The following is a 16,200-nucleotide window of genomic DNA, read 5'->3' on the forward strand; positions in this document are numbered from 1 at the left end:
GGAATGCGGCATTCTGCCCGTTTACGGGTGCGTAACCTACGGCAACGTAAGTATGGCAGCGAGAGTGCACGCGACAAGGGGCCTGTGGATAACGACGCGCGAAGGACACCTATCCTTGTGACGTCGGACAGCGCGGTCCGGTCGAACAGTCTCTCCAGAACTTCTCCTCCCGACGTGCTCGAACACTGCAAGGAGCCGCACCTGTGAGCAGTGCCGACCAGACCCCGATCACCGACCTGCCGTCGACCTCGTCGACCCATCTGCCGTCCCCCGACGACGCAACGGCCGCCAACGTCGAGCTGCGCTCCGACATCCGCCGGCTCGGCGACCTCCTCGGCGAAACCCTCGTACGCCAGGAGGGCCCCGAACTCCTCGACCTCGTCGAGCGTGTCCGCGCCCTCACCCGCGAGGACGGCGAAGCAGCAGCCGCACTGCTCGGCGACACCGACCTGGAGACCGCCGCCAAGCTCGTCCGCGCCTTCTCCACCTACTTCCATCTCGCCAACGTCACCGAGCAGGTCCACCGTGGCCGCGAGATGCGCGACCGCCGGGAGGCCGAGGGCGGGCTCCTCGCCCGCACCGCCGACCGCCTCAAGGACGCCGACCCCGACCATCTGCGCGCCACCGTCAAGAACCTCAGCGTGCGCCCCGTCTTCACCGCGCACCCCACCGAAGCCGCGCGCCGCTCCGTACTGAACAAGCTCCGCCGCATCGCCGAACTCCTCGAAGTCCCCGTCATCGCCACCGACCGGCGCCGCCACGACCTGCGGCTCGCGGAGTCCATCGACCTCATCTGGCAGACCGACGAGCTGCGCGTCGTACGGCCCGAGCCCGCCGACGAGGCCCGCAACGCCATCTACTACCTCGACGAACTGCACGCCGAAGCCGTCGGCGACGTCCTCGAAGACCTCGTCGCCGAACTGGAGCGCGTCGGCGTCGAACTGCCCCCCGGCACCCGCCCGCTCAGCTTCGGCACCTGGATCGGCGGCGACCGCGACGGCAACCCGAACGTCACCCCCGCCGTCACCTGGGAAGTGCTGATCCTCCAGCACGAACACGGCATCACCGACGCACTCGAACTCATCGACCAGCTGCGCGGCCAGCTCTCCAACTCCATCCGGTACGCCGGCGCCACCCAGGAACTCCTGGACTCGCTCGCCACCGACCTCGACCGCCTCCCCGAGATCAGCCCCCGCTACAAGCGCCTCAACGCGGAGGAGCCGTACCGCCTCAAGGCCACCTGCATCCGGCAGAAGCTCGTCAACACCCGCGAGCGGCTCGCCAAGGGCACCCCGCACAGCGAAGGCCGCGACTACCTCGGCACCACGCAACTGCTGGCCGACCTCACCCTCATCCAGGACTCCCTGCGCTCCCACCGCGGCGGACTCTTCGCCGACGGCCGCATGGACCGCACCATCCGCACGCTCGCCGCGTTCGGCCTCCAGCTCGCCACCATGGACGTACGCGAACACGCCGACGCCCACCACCACGCGCTCGGCCAGCTCTTCGACCGTCTCGGCGAGGAGTCCTGGCGGTACGCGGACATGCCGCGCGAGTACCGGCAGAAGCTCCTCGCGAAGGAGCTGCGCTCCCGCCGCCCCCTCGCCCCCACCCCGGCCCCGCTCGACGCCGCGGGCGAGAAGACCCTCGGCGTCTTCCACACCGTCAAGCAGGCCTTCCAGCGCTTCGGCCCCGAAGTCATCGAGTCCTACATCATCTCGATGTGCCAGGGCGCCGACGACGTCTTCGCCGCCGCCGTCCTCGCCCGCGAGGCCGGACTCGTCGACCTGCACGCCGGCTGGGCGAAGATCGGCATCGTGCCGCTCCTGGAGACCACCGACGAGCTGCGCGCCGCCGACATCATCCTCGACGAGATGCTGGCCGACCCCTCCTACCGGCGGTTCGTCTCACTGCGCGGCGACGTCCAGGAGGTCATGCTCGGCTACTCCGACTCCTCCAAGTTCGGCGGCATCACCACCAGCCAGTGGGAGATCCACCGCGCCCAGCGCCGACTGCGCGACGTCGCGCACCGCTACGGCGTGCGCCTGCGGCTCTTCCACGGCCGCGGCGGCACCGTCGGCCGCGGCGGCGGCCCCTCGCACGACGCGATCCTCGCGCAGCCCTGGGGCACCCTGGAGGGCGAGATCAAGGTGACCGAACAGGGCGAGGTCATCTCCGACAAGTACCTGATCCCCGCCCTCGCCAGGGAGAACCTGGAACTGACCGTGGCCGCCACCCTCCAGGCGTCCGCCCTGCACACCGCGCCCCGCCAGTCCGACGAGGCACTGGCACGCTGGGACGCCGCGATGGACACCGTCTCGGACGCCGCCCACAGCGCGTACCGCAAGCTCGTCGAAGACCCGGACCTGCCCGCGTACTTCTTCGCCGCGACCCCCGTCGACCAGCTGGCCGACCTGCACCTCGGCTCCCGCCCCTCCCGGCGCCCGGACTCCGGCGCCGGACTCGACGGGCTGCGCGCCATCCCGTGGGTCTTCGGCTGGACGCAGTCCCGGCAGATCGTCCCCGGCTGGTACGGAGTCGGCTCCGGCCTCAAGGCGCTGCGCGAATCGGGTCTCGACCCGGTCCTGGACGAGATGCACGAGCACTGGCACTTCTTCCAGAACTTCCTCTCCAACGTCGAGATGACGCTCGCCAAGACCGACCTGCGGATCGCCAGGCACTACGTGGACACCCTCGTGCCCGACGAGCTGAAGCACGTCTTCACCGCCATCGAGGCCGAACACGCGCTCACGGTGCGGGAGGTCCTGCGGATCACCGGCAGTGGGGAGCTGCTGGGCTCCAACCCCGTGCTGCGGCAGACGTTCGCCATCCGCGACGCCTACCTCGACCCGATCTCCTACCTCCAGGTCTCGCTGCTCGCGCGCCAGCGCGCGGCGGCGGCCCGCGAGGAGGCACCGGACCCGCTGCTCTCGCGGGCACTGCTGCTGACGGTGAACGGGGTGGCGGCGGGGCTGCGCAACACCGGCTGAGCGTGCGTGCGGTCGGTCGGGGCGCCCCGGCCCACCGCACGGAACGCGACTCTTCGCCCTCAGAGCGCCCAGGGTGCTCAGAGCGCGAAGAACGCCGCCCCCAGCAGCGCCGCGCCCGCCAGCGCCGTACCCCACGCCGTACGCGTCAGCCGCAGCCCGCCACCGACCACCGGCGCCGCCAGCAGCAGCGCACCGCCGAGCGGAACCCACGCGAGCAGCGCGCCGGACGAGCCCGCGCGGACCAGTTCGTCGGATCCGGGCTTCAGCACCACGTCGTACTCCTGGCCCTTCTTCACCGCCACCGACCGCTCGATGGGCGTCCCGGCGCGCGGTCCGGCCGCGCCCTCGGGGTCGTACGTGCCCATACACGCCGTATCGCCGCACTCGGTGACCGACAGCGTCCCGTGCTCACGGCCCTTGGAGAGCAGCACATGCTGCGCCGTGTCCCAGGATGTCCAGAATCCCGCGGCGAGCAACAGCGCGGCGACGCACGCCATCGCGGCCCGACGGCCGACCGACAGTGCCCTCTGCGACGAGCTCGGCTTCATGGACGGCGATACTTGGCCATCCGGACGCGGTCGGTCAACTTGTGGCAGAAAAATGGTCGTTGTTGTCAGGAGTTGTACGCGCTCTGCGCGCGCTCCAGCCCTTCCGTCACCAGACACTCCACGGCGTCCGCCGCGCGGTCCACGAGGAACTCCAGCTCCTTGCGCTCCACGGAGGAGAAGTCCTTCAGTACGAAGTCGGCCACCTGCATCCGCCCTGGCGGCCTGCCGATCCCGAACCGCACCCGGTGGTAGTCCGGGCCCATCGACTTCGTCATCGACTTCAGACCGTTGTGGCCGTTGTCCCCGCCGCCCAGCTTCAGCCGCAGCATGCCGTAGTCGATGTCCAACTCGTCATGAACCGCCACGATGTTGGCCGTCGGCACCTTGTAGAAGTCCCGCAGCCCGGCGACCGGGCCCCCGGACAGATTCATGAACGACAGTGGCTTCGCCAGCACCACCCGCCGGCTGCCCGGCCCCATCGGCCCCACCCGGCCCTCCAGGACCTGCGCCTGGGCCTTCTGCGCGCGCTTGAACGAGCCGCCGATCCGGCCCGCGAGGAGATCGGCCACCATGAAACCGACGTTGTGGCGGTTGGCCGCGTAACCGGGGCCGGGATTGCCCAGGCCCACGATCAGCCACGGGGCGGTGACATCGGTCGTCATCTGCGCTGCGTCTCCTCGGGACGTACGAAGAAGAACAGGGTGGCGGGCACCTGCCCGCCACCCTCAGACTCAGGCTCAGGCCTCGGCGGGGGCCTCTTCGGTGGTCTCCTCGGCCGCCGGCTCCTCCGCCTGCGCGGCCAGCACCTGGATGACGACCGCTTCCTCGTCGGTCACCAGCGTCGTGCCCTCGGGCAGCGGGACGTCCTTCGCGAGGATGGAGGCGCCCGCCTCCAGGCCCTCGACGGAGACCGTGACAGACTCGGGGATGTGCGTGGCCTCGGCCTCGACGGTGAGAGTGCTCAGCACGTTCTCCAGGAGGAACGGGCCCGGGGCCAGCTCACCCTCGGTGTGCACCGCGACCTCGACCGTGACCTTCTCGCCACGCTTCACCGCGAGCAGGTCGACGTGCTTGATGAACCCCTTGAGCGCGTCACGCTGGACGGCCTTGGGGATGACCAGCTCCTTGCGGCCCTCGATGTCGATGCTCAGCAGGGCGTTGGCCGTCTTGAGCGCCATCATCAGGTCGTGACCCGGCAGGGAGATGTGAACGGGGTCGGCTCCGTGACCGTAGATGACCGCGGGAACCTTGTTCTCACGACGGGTACGGCGGGCGGCGCCCTTGCCGAACTCGGACCGGACTTCAGCGGCGATCTTGACCTCAGCCATGACTGCACTCCTCGTAGATGACACACGGGCGATATTGAGACTGCTGGTCACCCGGCCACGACAGGCCTGCTACGAAGAGCGCGTCGATAACGGACAGCCGCGAATGAAAGCGGCCTCCCTCGCCGAGCAACTCGGTGAGTCTACCCGGCGGGGAGGCCGCCCCAGAAATCGATCTTCACACTGCCGCGTGTGCGGCGAACGTACTACGCCTGCTCGTCGAAGAGGCTGGTCACCGAACCGTCCTCGAACACCTCACGCACCGCCCGCGCGATCGTCGGCGCGATCGACAGCACCGTGATCTTGTCCATCTCCAGATTGCCCGGATCGGGCAGCGTGTCCGTGAAGACGAACTCGCTCACCTTCGAATTCTTCAGCCGGTCCCCGGCCGGACCCGACAGCACACCATGCGTCGCCGTCACGATGACATCCTCGGCGCCGTGCGCGAACAGCGCGTCCGCGGCGGAGCAGATCGTGCCACCCGTGTCGATCATGTCGTCCACCAGGACACACACCCGGCCCTCGACATTGCCCACGACCTCATGGACCGTCACCTCGTTGGCGACATCCTTGTCACGGCGCTTGTGCACGATCGCCAGCGGCGCGTCCAGCCGGTCGCACCAGCGGTCCGCGACCCGTACCCGGCCGGCGTCCGGCGAGACCACCGTCAACTTCGTACGGTCGACCTTCGTCGCCACGTAGTCCGCCAGGATCGGCAGCGCGAACAGATGGTCCACCGGACCGTCGAAGAAGCCCTGGATCTGATCCGTGTGGAGATCCACGGTCAGGATGCGGTCCGCGCCCGCCGTCTTCATCAGGTCCGCGACCAGACGGGCCGAAATCGGTTCACGCCCACGGTGCTTCTTGTCCTGGCGGGCGTAACCGTAGAAGGGGACGATCACAGTGATGCTCCGGGCCGAGGCACGCTTCAGAGCATCGATCATGATCAACTGCTCCATGATCCACTTATTGATCGGAGCGGTGTGGCTCTGAATCAGAAAACAGTCCGCACCACGGGCCGACTCCTGATACCGCACGTAGATCTCACCGTTGGCGAAATCGAATACCTTCGTAGGCACTATCCCGACACCCAGCGTATGGGCGACCGCCTCGGCCAGCTCGGGGTGGGCGCGGCCGGAGAAGAGCATCAGCTTCTTCTCGCCGGTCGTCTTGATCCCGGTCACAGCACAGTCTCCTCAGACGTGTTGATTGCCGCTGCACCCGCGCGTCCCTGCGAGCCAGCCGAACGTGAGCATCTATCACGGTACGCGCTGTACGCGGCGCCTGTTTCCGGTCAGCTTTCGAGCGCCAGCTCCTCGGCGGCAGCGGCGGCGGCCTGCGCGGCGGCACTTCCCGGACGCTTACGAGCCACCCAACCCTCGATATTCCTTTGCTGGCCCCGCGCGACGGCCAGCGAACCCGACGGCACGTCCTTCGTGATGACCGACCCCGCGGCGGTGTAAGCACCGTCCCCGACAGTGACAGGCGCCACAAACATGTTGTCCGAACCTGTCTTGCAGTGTGAGCCGATCGTCGTGTGGTGCTTCGACTCACCGTCGTAGTTCACGAACACACTCGCCGCACCGATGTTCGTGTGCTCGCCGATCGTCGCGTCACCCACATAACTCAGATGCGGCACCTTCGAACCGTCGCCGATCGTCGCCTTCTTCATCTCCACGAACGTCCCGGCCTTCGACTTCACGCCAAGCTTCGTACCGGGCCGCAGATACGCGAACGGGCCCACCGAAGCCCCCTCGCCAACCTCCGAGTCGATGGCCACCGTGTTGTCCACACGGGCGTTCACGCCCACCGTCGTGTCCGTCAGCCGGGAGTTGGGGCCCACCTCGGAACCCTCCGACAGATGCGTCGCACCCAGCAACTGCGTACCCGGATGCACGATCGCGTCCGGCTCGTACGTCACCATCACATCCATCAGCACCGAGCCCGGATCCACCACCGTCACCCCGGCGGTCATCGCCCGCTCCAACAGCCGCTCGTTCAGCAGCCGGCGCGCCTCGGCCAGCTGCACGCGGTTGTTGATGCCCAGGATCTCGCGGTGGTCCGGCGCGACCGAGGCGCCGACGCGGTGCCCCGCCTCGCGCAGGATGCCAAGGACATCGGTCAGATACTCCTCGCCCTGGCTGTTGTCCGTACGGACCTTGCCGAGCGCCTCCGTCAGCAACCGCCCGTCGAACGCGAACACCCCGGAGTTGATCTCCCGCACCGCGCGCTGCTCGTCCGTCGCGTCCTTGTGCTCCACGATCCCGACGACTGCGCCGCTCGCCTCGTCCCGCACGATCCGCCCGTACCCGGTCGCGTCCGGCACCTCGGCCGTCAGCACGGTCACGGCGTTGCCGTCCTTCTCGTGCCGCTCGGCGAGCGCGGCGAGCGTCGCCCCGGACAGCAGCGGGGTGTCCCCGCACACGACGACGACGGTCCCGTCGGGGACCTGCCCCAACTCCTCAAGGGCCATCCGGACGGCGTGCCCGGTGCCGTTCTGCTCCGCCTGGAACGCGGTACGCACCCCGTCGTACGTCCCGTCCAGATGCCCCTCCACCATCTCCCGCGCATGCCCGACGACGACCACGAGATGCTCGGGCTCCAGCTCCCGCGCGGCGGAGACGACATGACCGACGAGCGAGCGCCCGCAGATCTCGTGCAGAACCTTGGGTGTCTTCGACTTCATGCGGGTGCCCTCACCCGCTGCGAGAACGACGACGGCGGCCGGGCGATTGGCGCTCACGGGAATGCCCTTCGGCTTCGGATGCTTGGCGTACGGACATCCGCAGGATACCGGGGGGTTTCGGGGCGGAAACGAAGGCGGGTCCTGACCGGAGAGGTCAGGACCCGAGCTTGCTGGCTCCCCTGCCAGGACTTGAACCTGGAACAAATCATCCAAAGTGACCCGTGTTGCCGATTACACCACAGGGGATAGTAAGTGCGACCAAATCGGACAGTTTTTATTCTGCCGACTTGGCCGCCTCCACTATGCCGCACCACCAGCCCTCGATGCGACGGTATAGGTCGGCACTTTGCTGGATGTGGATGACCAGGCAACCGTGGTAGGTCTCGCCGGTGTTCTTGCGGACGGTTTTCGGGTTGTGCTTCTTGAGTGTTGTCTTGCCGAAGCGCTCGGCGCCCGACCGGGTCAATTCCGCCCAGAACCTCTCCGCCTCGGCGACATCAGCGCTCTCGTGGATCATTACGTGATACGTGTGCCGCTGCCTCGGAATGTCGAGCAGGTCCAGCCAGGCCAGGAAGATCCTGATCATGCTTGGGTCACTGTTCACGAACGTCACGCGCTCCCGCCGAGCGTAGGGCTTGTCCTTCGTTCCCTCGGCCCAGTACAGACCGACTCCGACCAGAAACAGCTCCCGGTCCGACATGGTGCCGATGCTCTCGGTGGCTGCGCGCTTCGTCTCCTGGCGCTCCCGTTCGCGCCGTTCGAGCGTCGCCTCCCACCCGCGCCTGCCTCTCGCCGATGCCTCCTCGCGCGTCTGCCTTGGCGGCTTCGGCAGATCCCGTACCCACAGCGAGATCGAACCCTTCGAGCACCCCAGCTCCAGCTGTATCTGGTCGTACGTGAGCCCCTGGAGTCGTAGCTCCCGCGCCTTGGCCCGCAGGTCGTCCTTCGCGTTCGGCCGCCTCGTCCAGTCCGGGGCCGGTTCGCCCTCCAGCAGGCGGTTCAGGATGTCGTTGTTGTCGACGTGGATCCGGTCGCGGATCTGGCGGCGGCTCAGGCCCTCCCGTCGCAGTGCCACCGCCTGCTCTCGAAGTACCTCGAAGTCCGCGTATTTGCCGTTCAGTGCTGTCATGTAGGACATCCTCGTCCGGAATGCGGACGTCCGGCTCGAATGTGTGGTCGGTTCGCCGGATCGTGTGATCGACGTCCGTTCTCCTTGTGCGGGGCCCGTTCCCGTGCTGTTTGCACTCGCCGGAAATTGAGTCGCGAGCGCCCGTAGGCTGGACGGTATGACCACAACGGGGGCACACCAGGAGCCCGAGGGTTTGACCACCCGCGGGCTCTGGTGGTGGACACGGCGGCGCAGCGTCGTGCTGGATGTGGGGCTGGCCGGTGTGTCCGCCCTGGAGTGTGCGTTCGAAGGGATCCGGTTCGCGGGCAGTGCCCAGTTGCCGGTGCCCCTCGGGGTCGTTTTCGGGGTGGTGGTCGGGTCCGTGCTGCTGTTGCGGCGGCGGTGGCCGATGGCCGTGGTGCTCGTCTCCGTCGCCGTGACCCCCGCCGAGATGGGCGTTCTGCTCTCCGTGGTCGGGCTCTACTCGCTCGCCGCGTCCGACGCGCCCCGCCGGATCATCGGCGCGCTGTCCGGGATGTCGCTCGTCGGGACGCTCATTGTCGCCTTCGTACGGACGCGGCAGGATGTCGTGGGCACGGATCTCGCGGACGCGACGCGGTGGTACATCCCGCTGATCGCCGTCTTCATGTCGCTGAGCGTGGCGCTGCCGCCCGTGCTCCTCGGCCTCTATGTGGGAGCCAGGCGCCGGCTCATGGAGAGCTTGCGGGAGCGGGCCGACAGTCTGGAGCAGGAGTTGTCGCTGCTCGCCGACCGGGCCGAGCAGCGGGCGGAGTGGGCTCGTACGGAGGAGCGCACGCGTATCGCGCGTGAGATGCACGACGTGGTGGCGCACCGGGTGAGCCTGATGGTGGTGCATGCCGCCGCGTTGCAGGCGGTGGCGTTGAAGGATCCGCAGAAGGCCGTGAAGAACGCCGCGCTGGTGGGGGACATGGGGCGGCAGGCGTTGACGGAGTTGCGGGAGATGCTGGGTGTGCTGCGCGCCGGGGAGCAGCAGGCGGCGCGGAAGGTGGCTGACGCGGGGCCGGAGGGCGGAGTGGGCCGTGCCACGGTGCCGTTGGCCTCGGTGGGTGTCGCCGCAGCGGCGGCGGCTGCCGCCGCTGCCGAGGCGGGGCCCGGTATGGGCGACATCGAGACACTGGTCGGTCAGTCTCGGGACGCGGGGATGGTGGTGGAGCTGGCGGTGCAGGGGGAGTCGCGGGCGTACGCGCCGGAGGTGGAGCAGACCGCGTACCGGGTGGTGCAGGAGGCGTTGACGAACGTGCACAAGCACGCGGCGGGGGCGAAGGTCATGGTGCGCCTGGCGCACCGGGAGGCCGAGATCGCGATGCAGGTGGAGAACGGTCCGTCGTACGGCGCCGGCGATGCCCGGCTGCCCAGTGGCGGGAACGGGCTGGTGGGGATGCGGGAGCGGGTGCACGCGTTGGGCGGGGTGTTCGTGTCGGGGGAGACGGACGCGGGGGGTTTCCGGGTGTCGGCGGTGCTGCCGGACCGGGCCGCCGCGTAGGGGTGCCGGGCGGCGGCTGTCTCAGTCGGATGTCAGCCGTTGCGGCTGCGCTCCGGTCACCAGCGCGGTGAGTGCCTGGTCGATGTGCGGGCCCAGGTACCAGTCGCCGGTGTGGTCGATGGAGTAGACGCGTCCGGTGGCGTCGACGGCGAGTACGGCCTGTCCGTCGCCCTCCTCGCCGATCGGGCTGATCTCCGTGTCGAGGGAGCGCCCGAGGTCTCCGAGCGTACGGGCGAGGTGGATGCCGGCCAGCGGGTCGAACCGTACGGTCGTCGGCGCGATCTGCCGCCCCGGTCCGGTCCCGGTCACGGTCAGCCCGCCGAACTCCGCCCAGATCTCGACGACGGCCGCGAACACGGCGTGCACGTGCCCGGCCGGGGTGGTGTGGGCGCGCAGCGTGTCCGCCCACTCCTCGGCCTGCCGCATGTCCCGGTGGCCCGGCTGCCAGCCGGCCTCGCGCAGGGCGGCGTCGACGGCGACGGGGAAGCGGGTGGTGGTGAGGTCGGACACGGGGTGGTCAGCCGTTCTGCGTCGGGTCGACGGGGCGTACGCCGAAGTGGGCGAGCATCGCCGTACAGGAGCGGCAGGGCGGCGCGTAACTGCCGTGGAGGGGGTCGCCGTCCTCGCGGATGCGGCGTGCGGTGAGTTTGGCGTGCTTGAGGGAGCGGCGGGCCTCGCCGTGGGTGAGTGGCTTGCGCTGGGCGCGCTTGGAGCGGGCGCCGTCGACGGCGGTGAGATGCCGGGACAGCAGGATGGCTTCGGGGCAGCGGCCGGTGAATCGTTCCCGCTGGCCGCTGGTGAGGGTGTCCAGGAAGTCCTGTACGAGGGGGTGCAGGGCGGGCGGTTGGTCGGCCTTGCCGGCGGTGCACGTGAGATTTTCGCCACGCACGGAGAGGGCGGCGGCGACGGCTGGCAGGATTCCGTCGCGGCGGTGCCGGAGTGCGGGCGGGCGGTGCGGTTCGGTGCTGCTCCAACTCAGGCGCGGGTCTCCGGAGGCGTCTCCCGAGGTGTCACCGACGGGGGGTGCTGTGGTCCGCGCCGTACCGTCCCCGGCGACGTCCGTGCCGAGGTGTCCAGGCGGGCCGAGGCGTGGATCTCCCGATGTGTCCTGTTGTGCTGTGTGCAAAGCGTTGTCCCTCCCTACGCAATCCCCACGCAATCCCCCGAGTTGCGGGGGACAGCCTGCCAAATGTGACACGTCGTGGGGAAGCCGGGGCGGTATCACCGCGCGCCGTCGTCGCTGCGTGACCTGCGGTGACCGGTTGTCACCGGTACCCGAACGGGTGCCTGGGCGAGGCGTGGCGGCGGCGCTGCGGCAGGACTGGCGCGTGACGGGAGCGTGGTGGAGGCGGGGCGGAGGGGCGGCGTCCCCTGTTGCTTCACCGCATAGGCTGTGTCGAACCAGTCAGAAGCCAGCAGGGGGCATCCGCCATGACGACAGGTCGGCTCGGGCAGCAAGCCGCGCCACCGAACGCGGCCTACGCCGGGCAGGTCGTGCACTTCCCGGACCCGGTCCGGGCCTCCCGCCACCCCAGAGGTGTGCCGGTGGACGCCGACGGCTTCCCGGACTTCTCGCCGTACGCGCGTGCCGCCGCCGAGATCGCCGAGCCCCCCGAGGGCTTCGGGGTCGACGAACTGCGGCTCACGGACTACGTGTCCGCCAACGCCGCGCTGCACGCCGACGGTCACGACCTGTGGGACACGATCCCCGCGGTGGCGACCCCGCACGGCTGGACCTGGCACCACGCGCCGGGATCGCGCCGGCTGCTGCTGGTGCCGGTGGAGGTCAAGGCGCTGCTTCGCCATCACGGCGGGCTGGCGACGACGCCGGTGGACCACGACAAGCGCGGGACGCGTCCTCTTCAGGAGACGAGGCCGGTGCACTTCGGGCTGCCGAAGGGTTCGGTGTCGGTGACCGAGCAGCAACTGCTCGGTGTGGAGGAGGACCTCGGTTACCGGCTGCCCGGCGCGTACCGCACCTTCCTCAAGGCGGCGGGCGGCTGCGCCCCGGTGGGCGCGGCGCTGGACGCGGAGTTGGGACTGCTGGTGGACCAGCCGTTCTTCACGGTGCGTGAAGAGGCGGCGGTCAACGACCTGTTGTACGTCAACAAGTGTCTGCGGGACCATCTGACCAAGGACTATCTGGGCGTGGCGTTCGTGCAGGGCGGCATCCTCGCGTTGAAGGTGCGCGGGGAGCAGGCCGGTTCGGTCTGGTTCTGCGCGTACGACGACGCACGTGACCGCGACGGCTGGAGTGTGCAGGAGCGGGTGGAGCGGCTGCTGCTGCCCTGCGGTGCGGACTTCGACGCCTTCCTTATGAGGCTGGCGGGCAATCCGCCGGAGTTGGACACGGTGGCGAACCTGATGGTGGACGGCGGCTTCGCCCGCGCCGTCCCGGTGGAGGGGTGAGCGCGATGGTGACATTCGCGCAGGCGCAGGAACGCGCGGACGAGTGGGTCAACGGCGACATGCCCGCGTATCAGCACCGTGAGGTGCGGGTGCGGGAGTTCGAGCTGGGGTTCGTGGTGTGGGCGGAGGACCGGGCGGACGGTCCGAGGTCGGACGGCGGGCTGCAGCGGCTGGTGATCGCGAGAGACAGCGGTGAGGCGACGCTGTGGCCGGGGCTGCCGGTGGGTGAGGTGATCCGGCGGTACGAGGAGGAGTACGGGGCGCAGGCGCAGGTCCAGGAGCCGTCGCCGTCGCAGGCGCCGAAGCGTATCGATCTGAATCAGACGTCGTTCCTGTTGACGCCGCCGGAGTGGTTGCAGGACGCGGCGGACCGGATGGGTGTTCCGGGGGCGTCGACGCCGGGCCGGCCTGAGCCTTCCGTCCCTGCTCCCGCACCCGGTCCGGCGCCCGGTCCCGCGCCGGTGCCTGCTCCGGCGCCGTCGGTCTCGGCGTCGCAGAGCAGCAGTTCGCCGTGGCCCGACGCCGATCGCAGTGGGGACCGTCAGCCTTCGGGGTCGCACGGCGCCCCGGATGCCGGGGCGACGCCATGGGCCGGTACGGACACGAACGGCGCCGGTGACGACGGATCCGTGGGGCTTCCGGCGACGGTCTTCGCGCCGCCGCTGTCCGGGGCGGACGACGACGACACGCCGCCGCCGGGTCTGGCGGCCGAGGCGCCTACGGCGCTGATGTCGGGCGGCAGCCATCTGCCGCGTACGACTCTGGCGCCGGCGCTCGGCTCGGCAGCTCCCGCTCCTGGGTCGGCCGGTGACATCGCGGACGCGGCGACGAGCAAGGCGACGTCGCAGCCGCGCGGTGCGCGTGGCGGTGCGGGTTCGGCTCCGCCGCCCAGTCCCCCCGGTGTGCCGGGAGTTCCCGGCCCACCCGGTGCTCCGGGTGCGCCCGGCGCTCCGGCCGGTGGTTACCAGCCGACGCAGCTCGCCCCGCAGGTCGGGCCGGGCGGCCCGCAGCCGCCGGGTCCGCCCGGTCCTCCTGGTGCGCCTGGTACGCCGGCGGGTGGGGTGCATCACGCGGCGACGATGTTCGCGGATTCGAGTCAGGGTGGTCAGCCGGGTCCGCCCGGTCCGCCCCGTCCTCCTGGTGCTCCTGGGATGCCACCGGGTCCGCCCGGTCCTCCTGGTGCGCCTGGTACGCCGGCGGGTGGGGTGCACCATGCGGCGACGATGTTCGCGGATTCGAGTCAGGGTGGTCAGCCGGGTCCGCCCGGCGCGCCCGGTCCGCCCGGTGCCCCCGGTACGCCTCCGCCCGGTGGCGTCCACCACGCGGCGACGATGCTGGCCGGCCCCGGAGCCGTACCGGGTCCGCCGCCCGGCACCCCCGCGCCGCCCGGCCCGCCCGGTGCGCCTCCGGGCGCGCCCCCCGGCGCCCCGCAAGGCTCGTACGGCTATCCGCAACAGGCCGGCGGCATGCCGACGGTCGGCCCCGGCTACCAGGCCGTGCTGCGCTACCGCGCGCCCGACGGCTCCGAGGCGCAGCTCATCCGCCGCTCGGCGCCCGGCACCCCGCACCCCGAGTGGCAGATCCTGCACGAGCTGCGCGCCATGAACGTGCCGCCGCAGCAGGTGCTGGAACTCCACACGGAGCTGGAGTCCTGCGAGCTGCCCGGCGGTTACTGCGCGCGGATGATCCGCGAGACCTGGCCGCAGGTGCGGATCACCAGCGTCGCGCCGTACGGCAGGGACCACTCCAGCCGGCAGCAGGGCATGCGGCATCTGCTCACCCACCAGGGCGAGTTGCACCAGGTCGCGGACGGTCCGGCGCGTCCGGCGCCGGTACGCGCTCCGCTGCCGCAGGTGCCGCCCGCGCAGCCGGTCCCGCCGGAGGCGATCGCGCAGGAGCTGGCGGGCGCGTTCGGGCCGCAGGGCATCTGCCGGTTCGACCAGCGGGCGGTGTCCCGTCAGGGCGTACCGGAGATCGTGGCGCGCACGCTCGTGTGGGCGGGCCTGCCGGGTGATTTCGGTCCGTTCTTCTGGGCCCAGCCCGCGCAGCCGGTGGTGCCGACGCTGGCCGAGCTGGCCGCGCAGCGGCAGGTGCAGCCGGCGGCGGACGCGGGCTCGTATCTGGTGATGGGCAGCGACTTCGGCCGGGCGATCTGTGTCCAGTACGGCACGGCGCACATCATGGCCGTGTCGGTGGAGTTGGGGCCCGGCGGCCAGACGGTCCCGCCGCAGTTCGTGAACACCGGGCTGCCGGAGTTCACGCGCTCGATGGCGCTGCTCGGCCGCATGTGGCGACTGCGTTTCGGCCTCAATCCGGAGCAGGCGGGCCGCTGGACGGTCGACTTCCAGGCGCAGCTCGCGGCGATCGATCCGGCGGCGCTGTCGTCGCCGGAGAGCTGGTGGTCGGTGCTGCTGGAGCAGATGTGGGACGGGCTGCTCTGACCGTACGGCGCTGATCCGGCACGTGTGCGTGTGCACGAGGCGCCCCCCGTGGAGCACGGGGGGCGCCTCGTACTGTCCGGCGCCCGGTCGGGCGGCAGCATGAGACGGCCCGAGCCCGGGATGGCTTGAACGCGTCGGCCGGGTCGGCGGTACGGAAGCGGAGTCAGGTGCCCTGCGTCAAATGCCGCATCCTTGAGCAGGATGGACGGGTAGGGCGTTACGTAGGGCGCCCGTCTTGTCACCGCACGTCGGAGAGAGGCTTCACGAATGGCTGCTGCACGGGCATCGGCTCACGGCTTCGACTCCGCACGGGGCCGTGGATACCGCCCCGAGCAGGTCGACCGCAGGGTCACGGAACTGTCGAGGGACCGCGAGGACGCCCAGGCGCAGGAGCGGCGGCTCGACGCGCTCGCCGAACGCCTTCAGTTGGAGGCGGAGCTGCTGCGGCAGCAGGTGGAGGCCCTGCCGCCGCAGACGTACGAGTCACTGGGAGGCCGCGCCCGGCAGATCCTGGCTCTTGCCGCCGAGGAGGCGGACGCGGCGCGTGCGACCGGGCGGGAGGACGCGCAGGCGCTGAACGACGCGGCGGGCGAGGCGGGCCGCCGGACCCGCGAGGCGGCCCGCGCGCACGCGGACGCGGTCTCGGCGGACGCGGACGCGTACGTGACGCGGACCCTGGAGGGCGCGGAGGGCGCGGCCGACGAGCAGCGGACGGCGGCGCGCAGGGACGCCGGGGAGGTACGGGGCGCGGCGCTGGCCCGCTTCGACGAGATCCGGCAGCGTACGGAGGCGTTGCTCACCGAGCTGTCGCAGGAGCACGCGGAGCGGCTGGCCGCGACGGAACGGGAGTTCGCGGCCCGTGAGGCGGAGGCCGAAGCCCGTCGGACGGAGCTGACGGCCCGCGCGGACGCCCAACTCGCGGACGCGAGGCGGGCCTTCGCGGAGGCGGAGGAGACGGCCCGGCGCATCCAGGAGGACGCGGTGGCGCGCGCGGAGGAGCTGGTCGCGCAGGCGCGGGCGGCGGAGGAGCGGACCGTACGGGAGACGGAGCGCATCCTGCGGGAGCACACCGAGTCCCGCGAGGAGGTACAGGCGCGGATGGCGCACGTGCGCAACAGCCTGGCGGCACTGACGGGCCGGGCGCCCGCAGACACGGCCTAGAGGCCCG

Annotated in this window: 13 protein-coding genes and 1 tRNA gene; 5 read left to right on the plus strand and 9 right to left on the minus strand. The window is 70.6% G+C overall.

Annotated features, from left to right (window positions below; genetic code table 11):
* The first annotated feature begins 260 nt into the window (after positions 1-260).
* Entirely contained in the window at positions 261-2,990 is a 2,730-nt protein-coding gene (ppc, locus tag ACIBLA_RS08630; protein ID WP_399198240.1) for a phosphoenolpyruvate carboxylase, read from the plus strand.
* Positions 2,991-3,067: 77 nt separating this feature from the next.
* Here ppc and ACIBLA_RS08635 read toward each other — a convergent pair whose 3' ends face one another.
* The 7 genes from ACIBLA_RS08635 to ACIBLA_RS08665 all read right to left on the minus strand — a co-directional run bounded on the left by ACIBLA_RS08635 (position 3,068) and on the right by ACIBLA_RS08665 (position 8,678).
* A complete protein-coding gene (locus ACIBLA_RS08635; protein WP_363243234.1) occupies positions 3,068-3,538 on the minus strand; it encodes a hypothetical protein in 471 nt (156 codons plus the stop codon).
* 65 nt (positions 3,539-3,603) lie between these two features.
* The gene (gene pth, locus ACIBLA_RS08640; protein ID WP_363243233.1) at positions 3,604-4,200 is read right to left on the minus strand and encodes an aminoacyl-tRNA hydrolase; all 597 of its coding nucleotides are present in this window, start codon (positions 4,198-4,200) and stop codon (positions 3,604-3,606) included.
* Between the two features lie 75 nt (positions 4,201-4,275).
* A complete protein-coding gene (locus ACIBLA_RS08645) occupies positions 4,276-4,866 on the minus strand; it encodes a 50S ribosomal protein L25/general stress protein Ctc (protein ID WP_363243232.1) in 591 nt (196 codons plus the stop codon).
* 203 nt (positions 4,867-5,069) lie between these two features.
* Positions 5,070-6,047 carry a ribose-phosphate diphosphokinase gene (locus tag ACIBLA_RS08650; RefSeq protein WP_363243231.1) on the minus strand — a complete coding sequence of 326 codons (978 nt, stop codon included), beginning with the start codon at positions 6,045-6,047 and terminating at the stop codon, positions 5,070-5,072.
* A gap of 110 nt (positions 6,048-6,157) precedes the next feature.
* Positions 6,158-7,606 (minus strand): bifunctional UDP-N-acetylglucosamine diphosphorylase/glucosamine-1-phosphate N-acetyltransferase GlmU, encoded by a 1,449-nt coding sequence (glmU, locus tag ACIBLA_RS08655; RefSeq protein WP_399198169.1) that lies wholly within the window; start codon positions 7,604-7,606, stop codon positions 6,158-6,160.
* A gap of 114 nt (positions 7,607-7,720) precedes the next feature.
* A tRNA-Gln gene (locus ACIBLA_RS08660) sits at positions 7,721-7,795 on the minus strand.
* 28 nt (positions 7,796-7,823) lie between these two features.
* The gene (locus ACIBLA_RS08665; RefSeq protein ID WP_399198170.1) at positions 7,824-8,678 is read right to left on the minus strand and encodes a hypothetical protein; all 855 of its coding nucleotides are present in this window, start codon (positions 8,676-8,678) and stop codon (positions 7,824-7,826) included.
* Between the two features lie 157 nt (positions 8,679-8,835).
* Here ACIBLA_RS08665 and ACIBLA_RS08670 point away from each other — a divergent pair, with 157 nt between their 5' ends.
* Complete coding sequence (locus ACIBLA_RS08670) at positions 8,836-10,182, plus strand: histidine kinase (RefSeq protein WP_363243228.1); 1,347 nt, start codon at positions 8,836-8,838, stop codon at positions 10,180-10,182.
* Positions 10,183-10,203: 21 nt separating this feature from the next.
* Here the strand turns inward: ACIBLA_RS08670 and ACIBLA_RS08675 are convergent, their stop codons facing one another.
* Together ACIBLA_RS08675 and ACIBLA_RS08680 are read right to left on the minus strand one after the other, a co-directional pair.
* Positions 10,204-10,692, minus strand: coding sequence for an SUKH-3 domain-containing protein (locus ACIBLA_RS08675; RefSeq protein ID WP_363243226.1), 489 nt, complete (start codon positions 10,690-10,692; stop codon positions 10,204-10,206).
* A gap of 7 nt (positions 10,693-10,699) precedes the next feature.
* Positions 10,700-11,161 carry a YwqJ-related putative deaminase gene (locus ACIBLA_RS08680; protein ID WP_363243259.1) on the minus strand — a complete coding sequence of 154 codons (462 nt, stop codon included), beginning with the start codon at positions 11,159-11,161 and terminating at the stop codon, positions 10,700-10,702.
* Between the two features lie 452 nt (positions 11,162-11,613).
* Here ACIBLA_RS08680 and ACIBLA_RS08685 point away from each other — a divergent pair, with 452 nt between their 5' ends.
* From ACIBLA_RS08685 to ACIBLA_RS08695, 3 genes are all read left to right on the plus strand, one after another.
* Complete coding sequence (locus ACIBLA_RS08685; RefSeq protein WP_363243225.1) at positions 11,614-12,591, plus strand: SMI1/KNR4 family protein; 978 nt, start codon at positions 11,614-11,616, stop codon at positions 12,589-12,591.
* Positions 12,592-12,596: 5 nt separating this feature from the next.
* The gene (locus ACIBLA_RS08690; protein ID WP_363243224.1) at positions 12,597-15,032 is read left to right on the plus strand and encodes an SUKH-4 family immunity protein; all 2,436 of its coding nucleotides are present in this window, start codon (positions 12,597-12,599) and stop codon (positions 15,030-15,032) included.
* Between the two features lie 267 nt (positions 15,033-15,299).
* On the plus strand, positions 15,300-16,193 hold the full coding sequence (locus ACIBLA_RS08695) for a cellulose-binding protein (protein WP_363243223.1): 894 nt from the start codon (positions 15,300-15,302) through the stop codon (positions 16,191-16,193).
* The last annotated feature ends 7 nt before the right edge of the window (positions 16,194-16,200 follow it).

This window comes from Streptomyces sp. NPDC050433, assembly GCF_044458565.1.
Taxonomy (GTDB): Bacteria; Actinomycetota; Actinomycetes; order Streptomycetales; family Streptomycetaceae; genus Streptomyces.

What these genes read in the sequence shown, in the direction of transcription:
- ACIBLA_RS08665 (WP_399198170.1), bottom strand. Translation starts at nt 8,678, where the DNA reads ATGACAGCACTGAACGGCAAATACGCGGACTTCGAGGTACTTCGAGAG.
- ACIBLA_RS08685 (WP_363243225.1), top strand. Translation starts at nt 11,614, where the DNA reads ATGACGACAGGTCGGCTCGGGCAGCAAGCCGCGCCACCGAACGCGGCC.
- ACIBLA_RS08645 (WP_363243232.1), bottom strand. Translation starts at nt 4,866, where the DNA reads ATGGCTGAGGTCAAGATCGCCGCTGAAGTCCGGTCCGAGTTCGGCAAG.
- ACIBLA_RS08670 (WP_363243228.1), top strand. Translation starts at nt 8,836, where the DNA reads ATGACCACAACGGGGGCACACCAGGAGCCCGAGGGTTTGACCACCCGC.
- ACIBLA_RS08635 (WP_363243234.1), bottom strand. Translation starts at nt 3,538, where the DNA reads ATGAAGCCGAGCTCGTCGCAGAGGGCACTGTCGGTCGGCCGTCGGGCC.
- pth (WP_363243233.1), bottom strand. Translation starts at nt 4,200, where the DNA reads ATGACGACCGATGTCACCGCCCCGTGGCTGATCGTGGGCCTGGGCAAT.
- ACIBLA_RS08690 (WP_363243224.1), top strand. Translation starts at nt 12,597, where the DNA reads ATGGTGACATTCGCGCAGGCGCAGGAACGCGCGGACGAGTGGGTCAAC.
- ACIBLA_RS08695 (WP_363243223.1), top strand. Translation starts at nt 15,300, where the DNA reads ATGGCTGCTGCACGGGCATCGGCTCACGGCTTCGACTCCGCACGGGGC.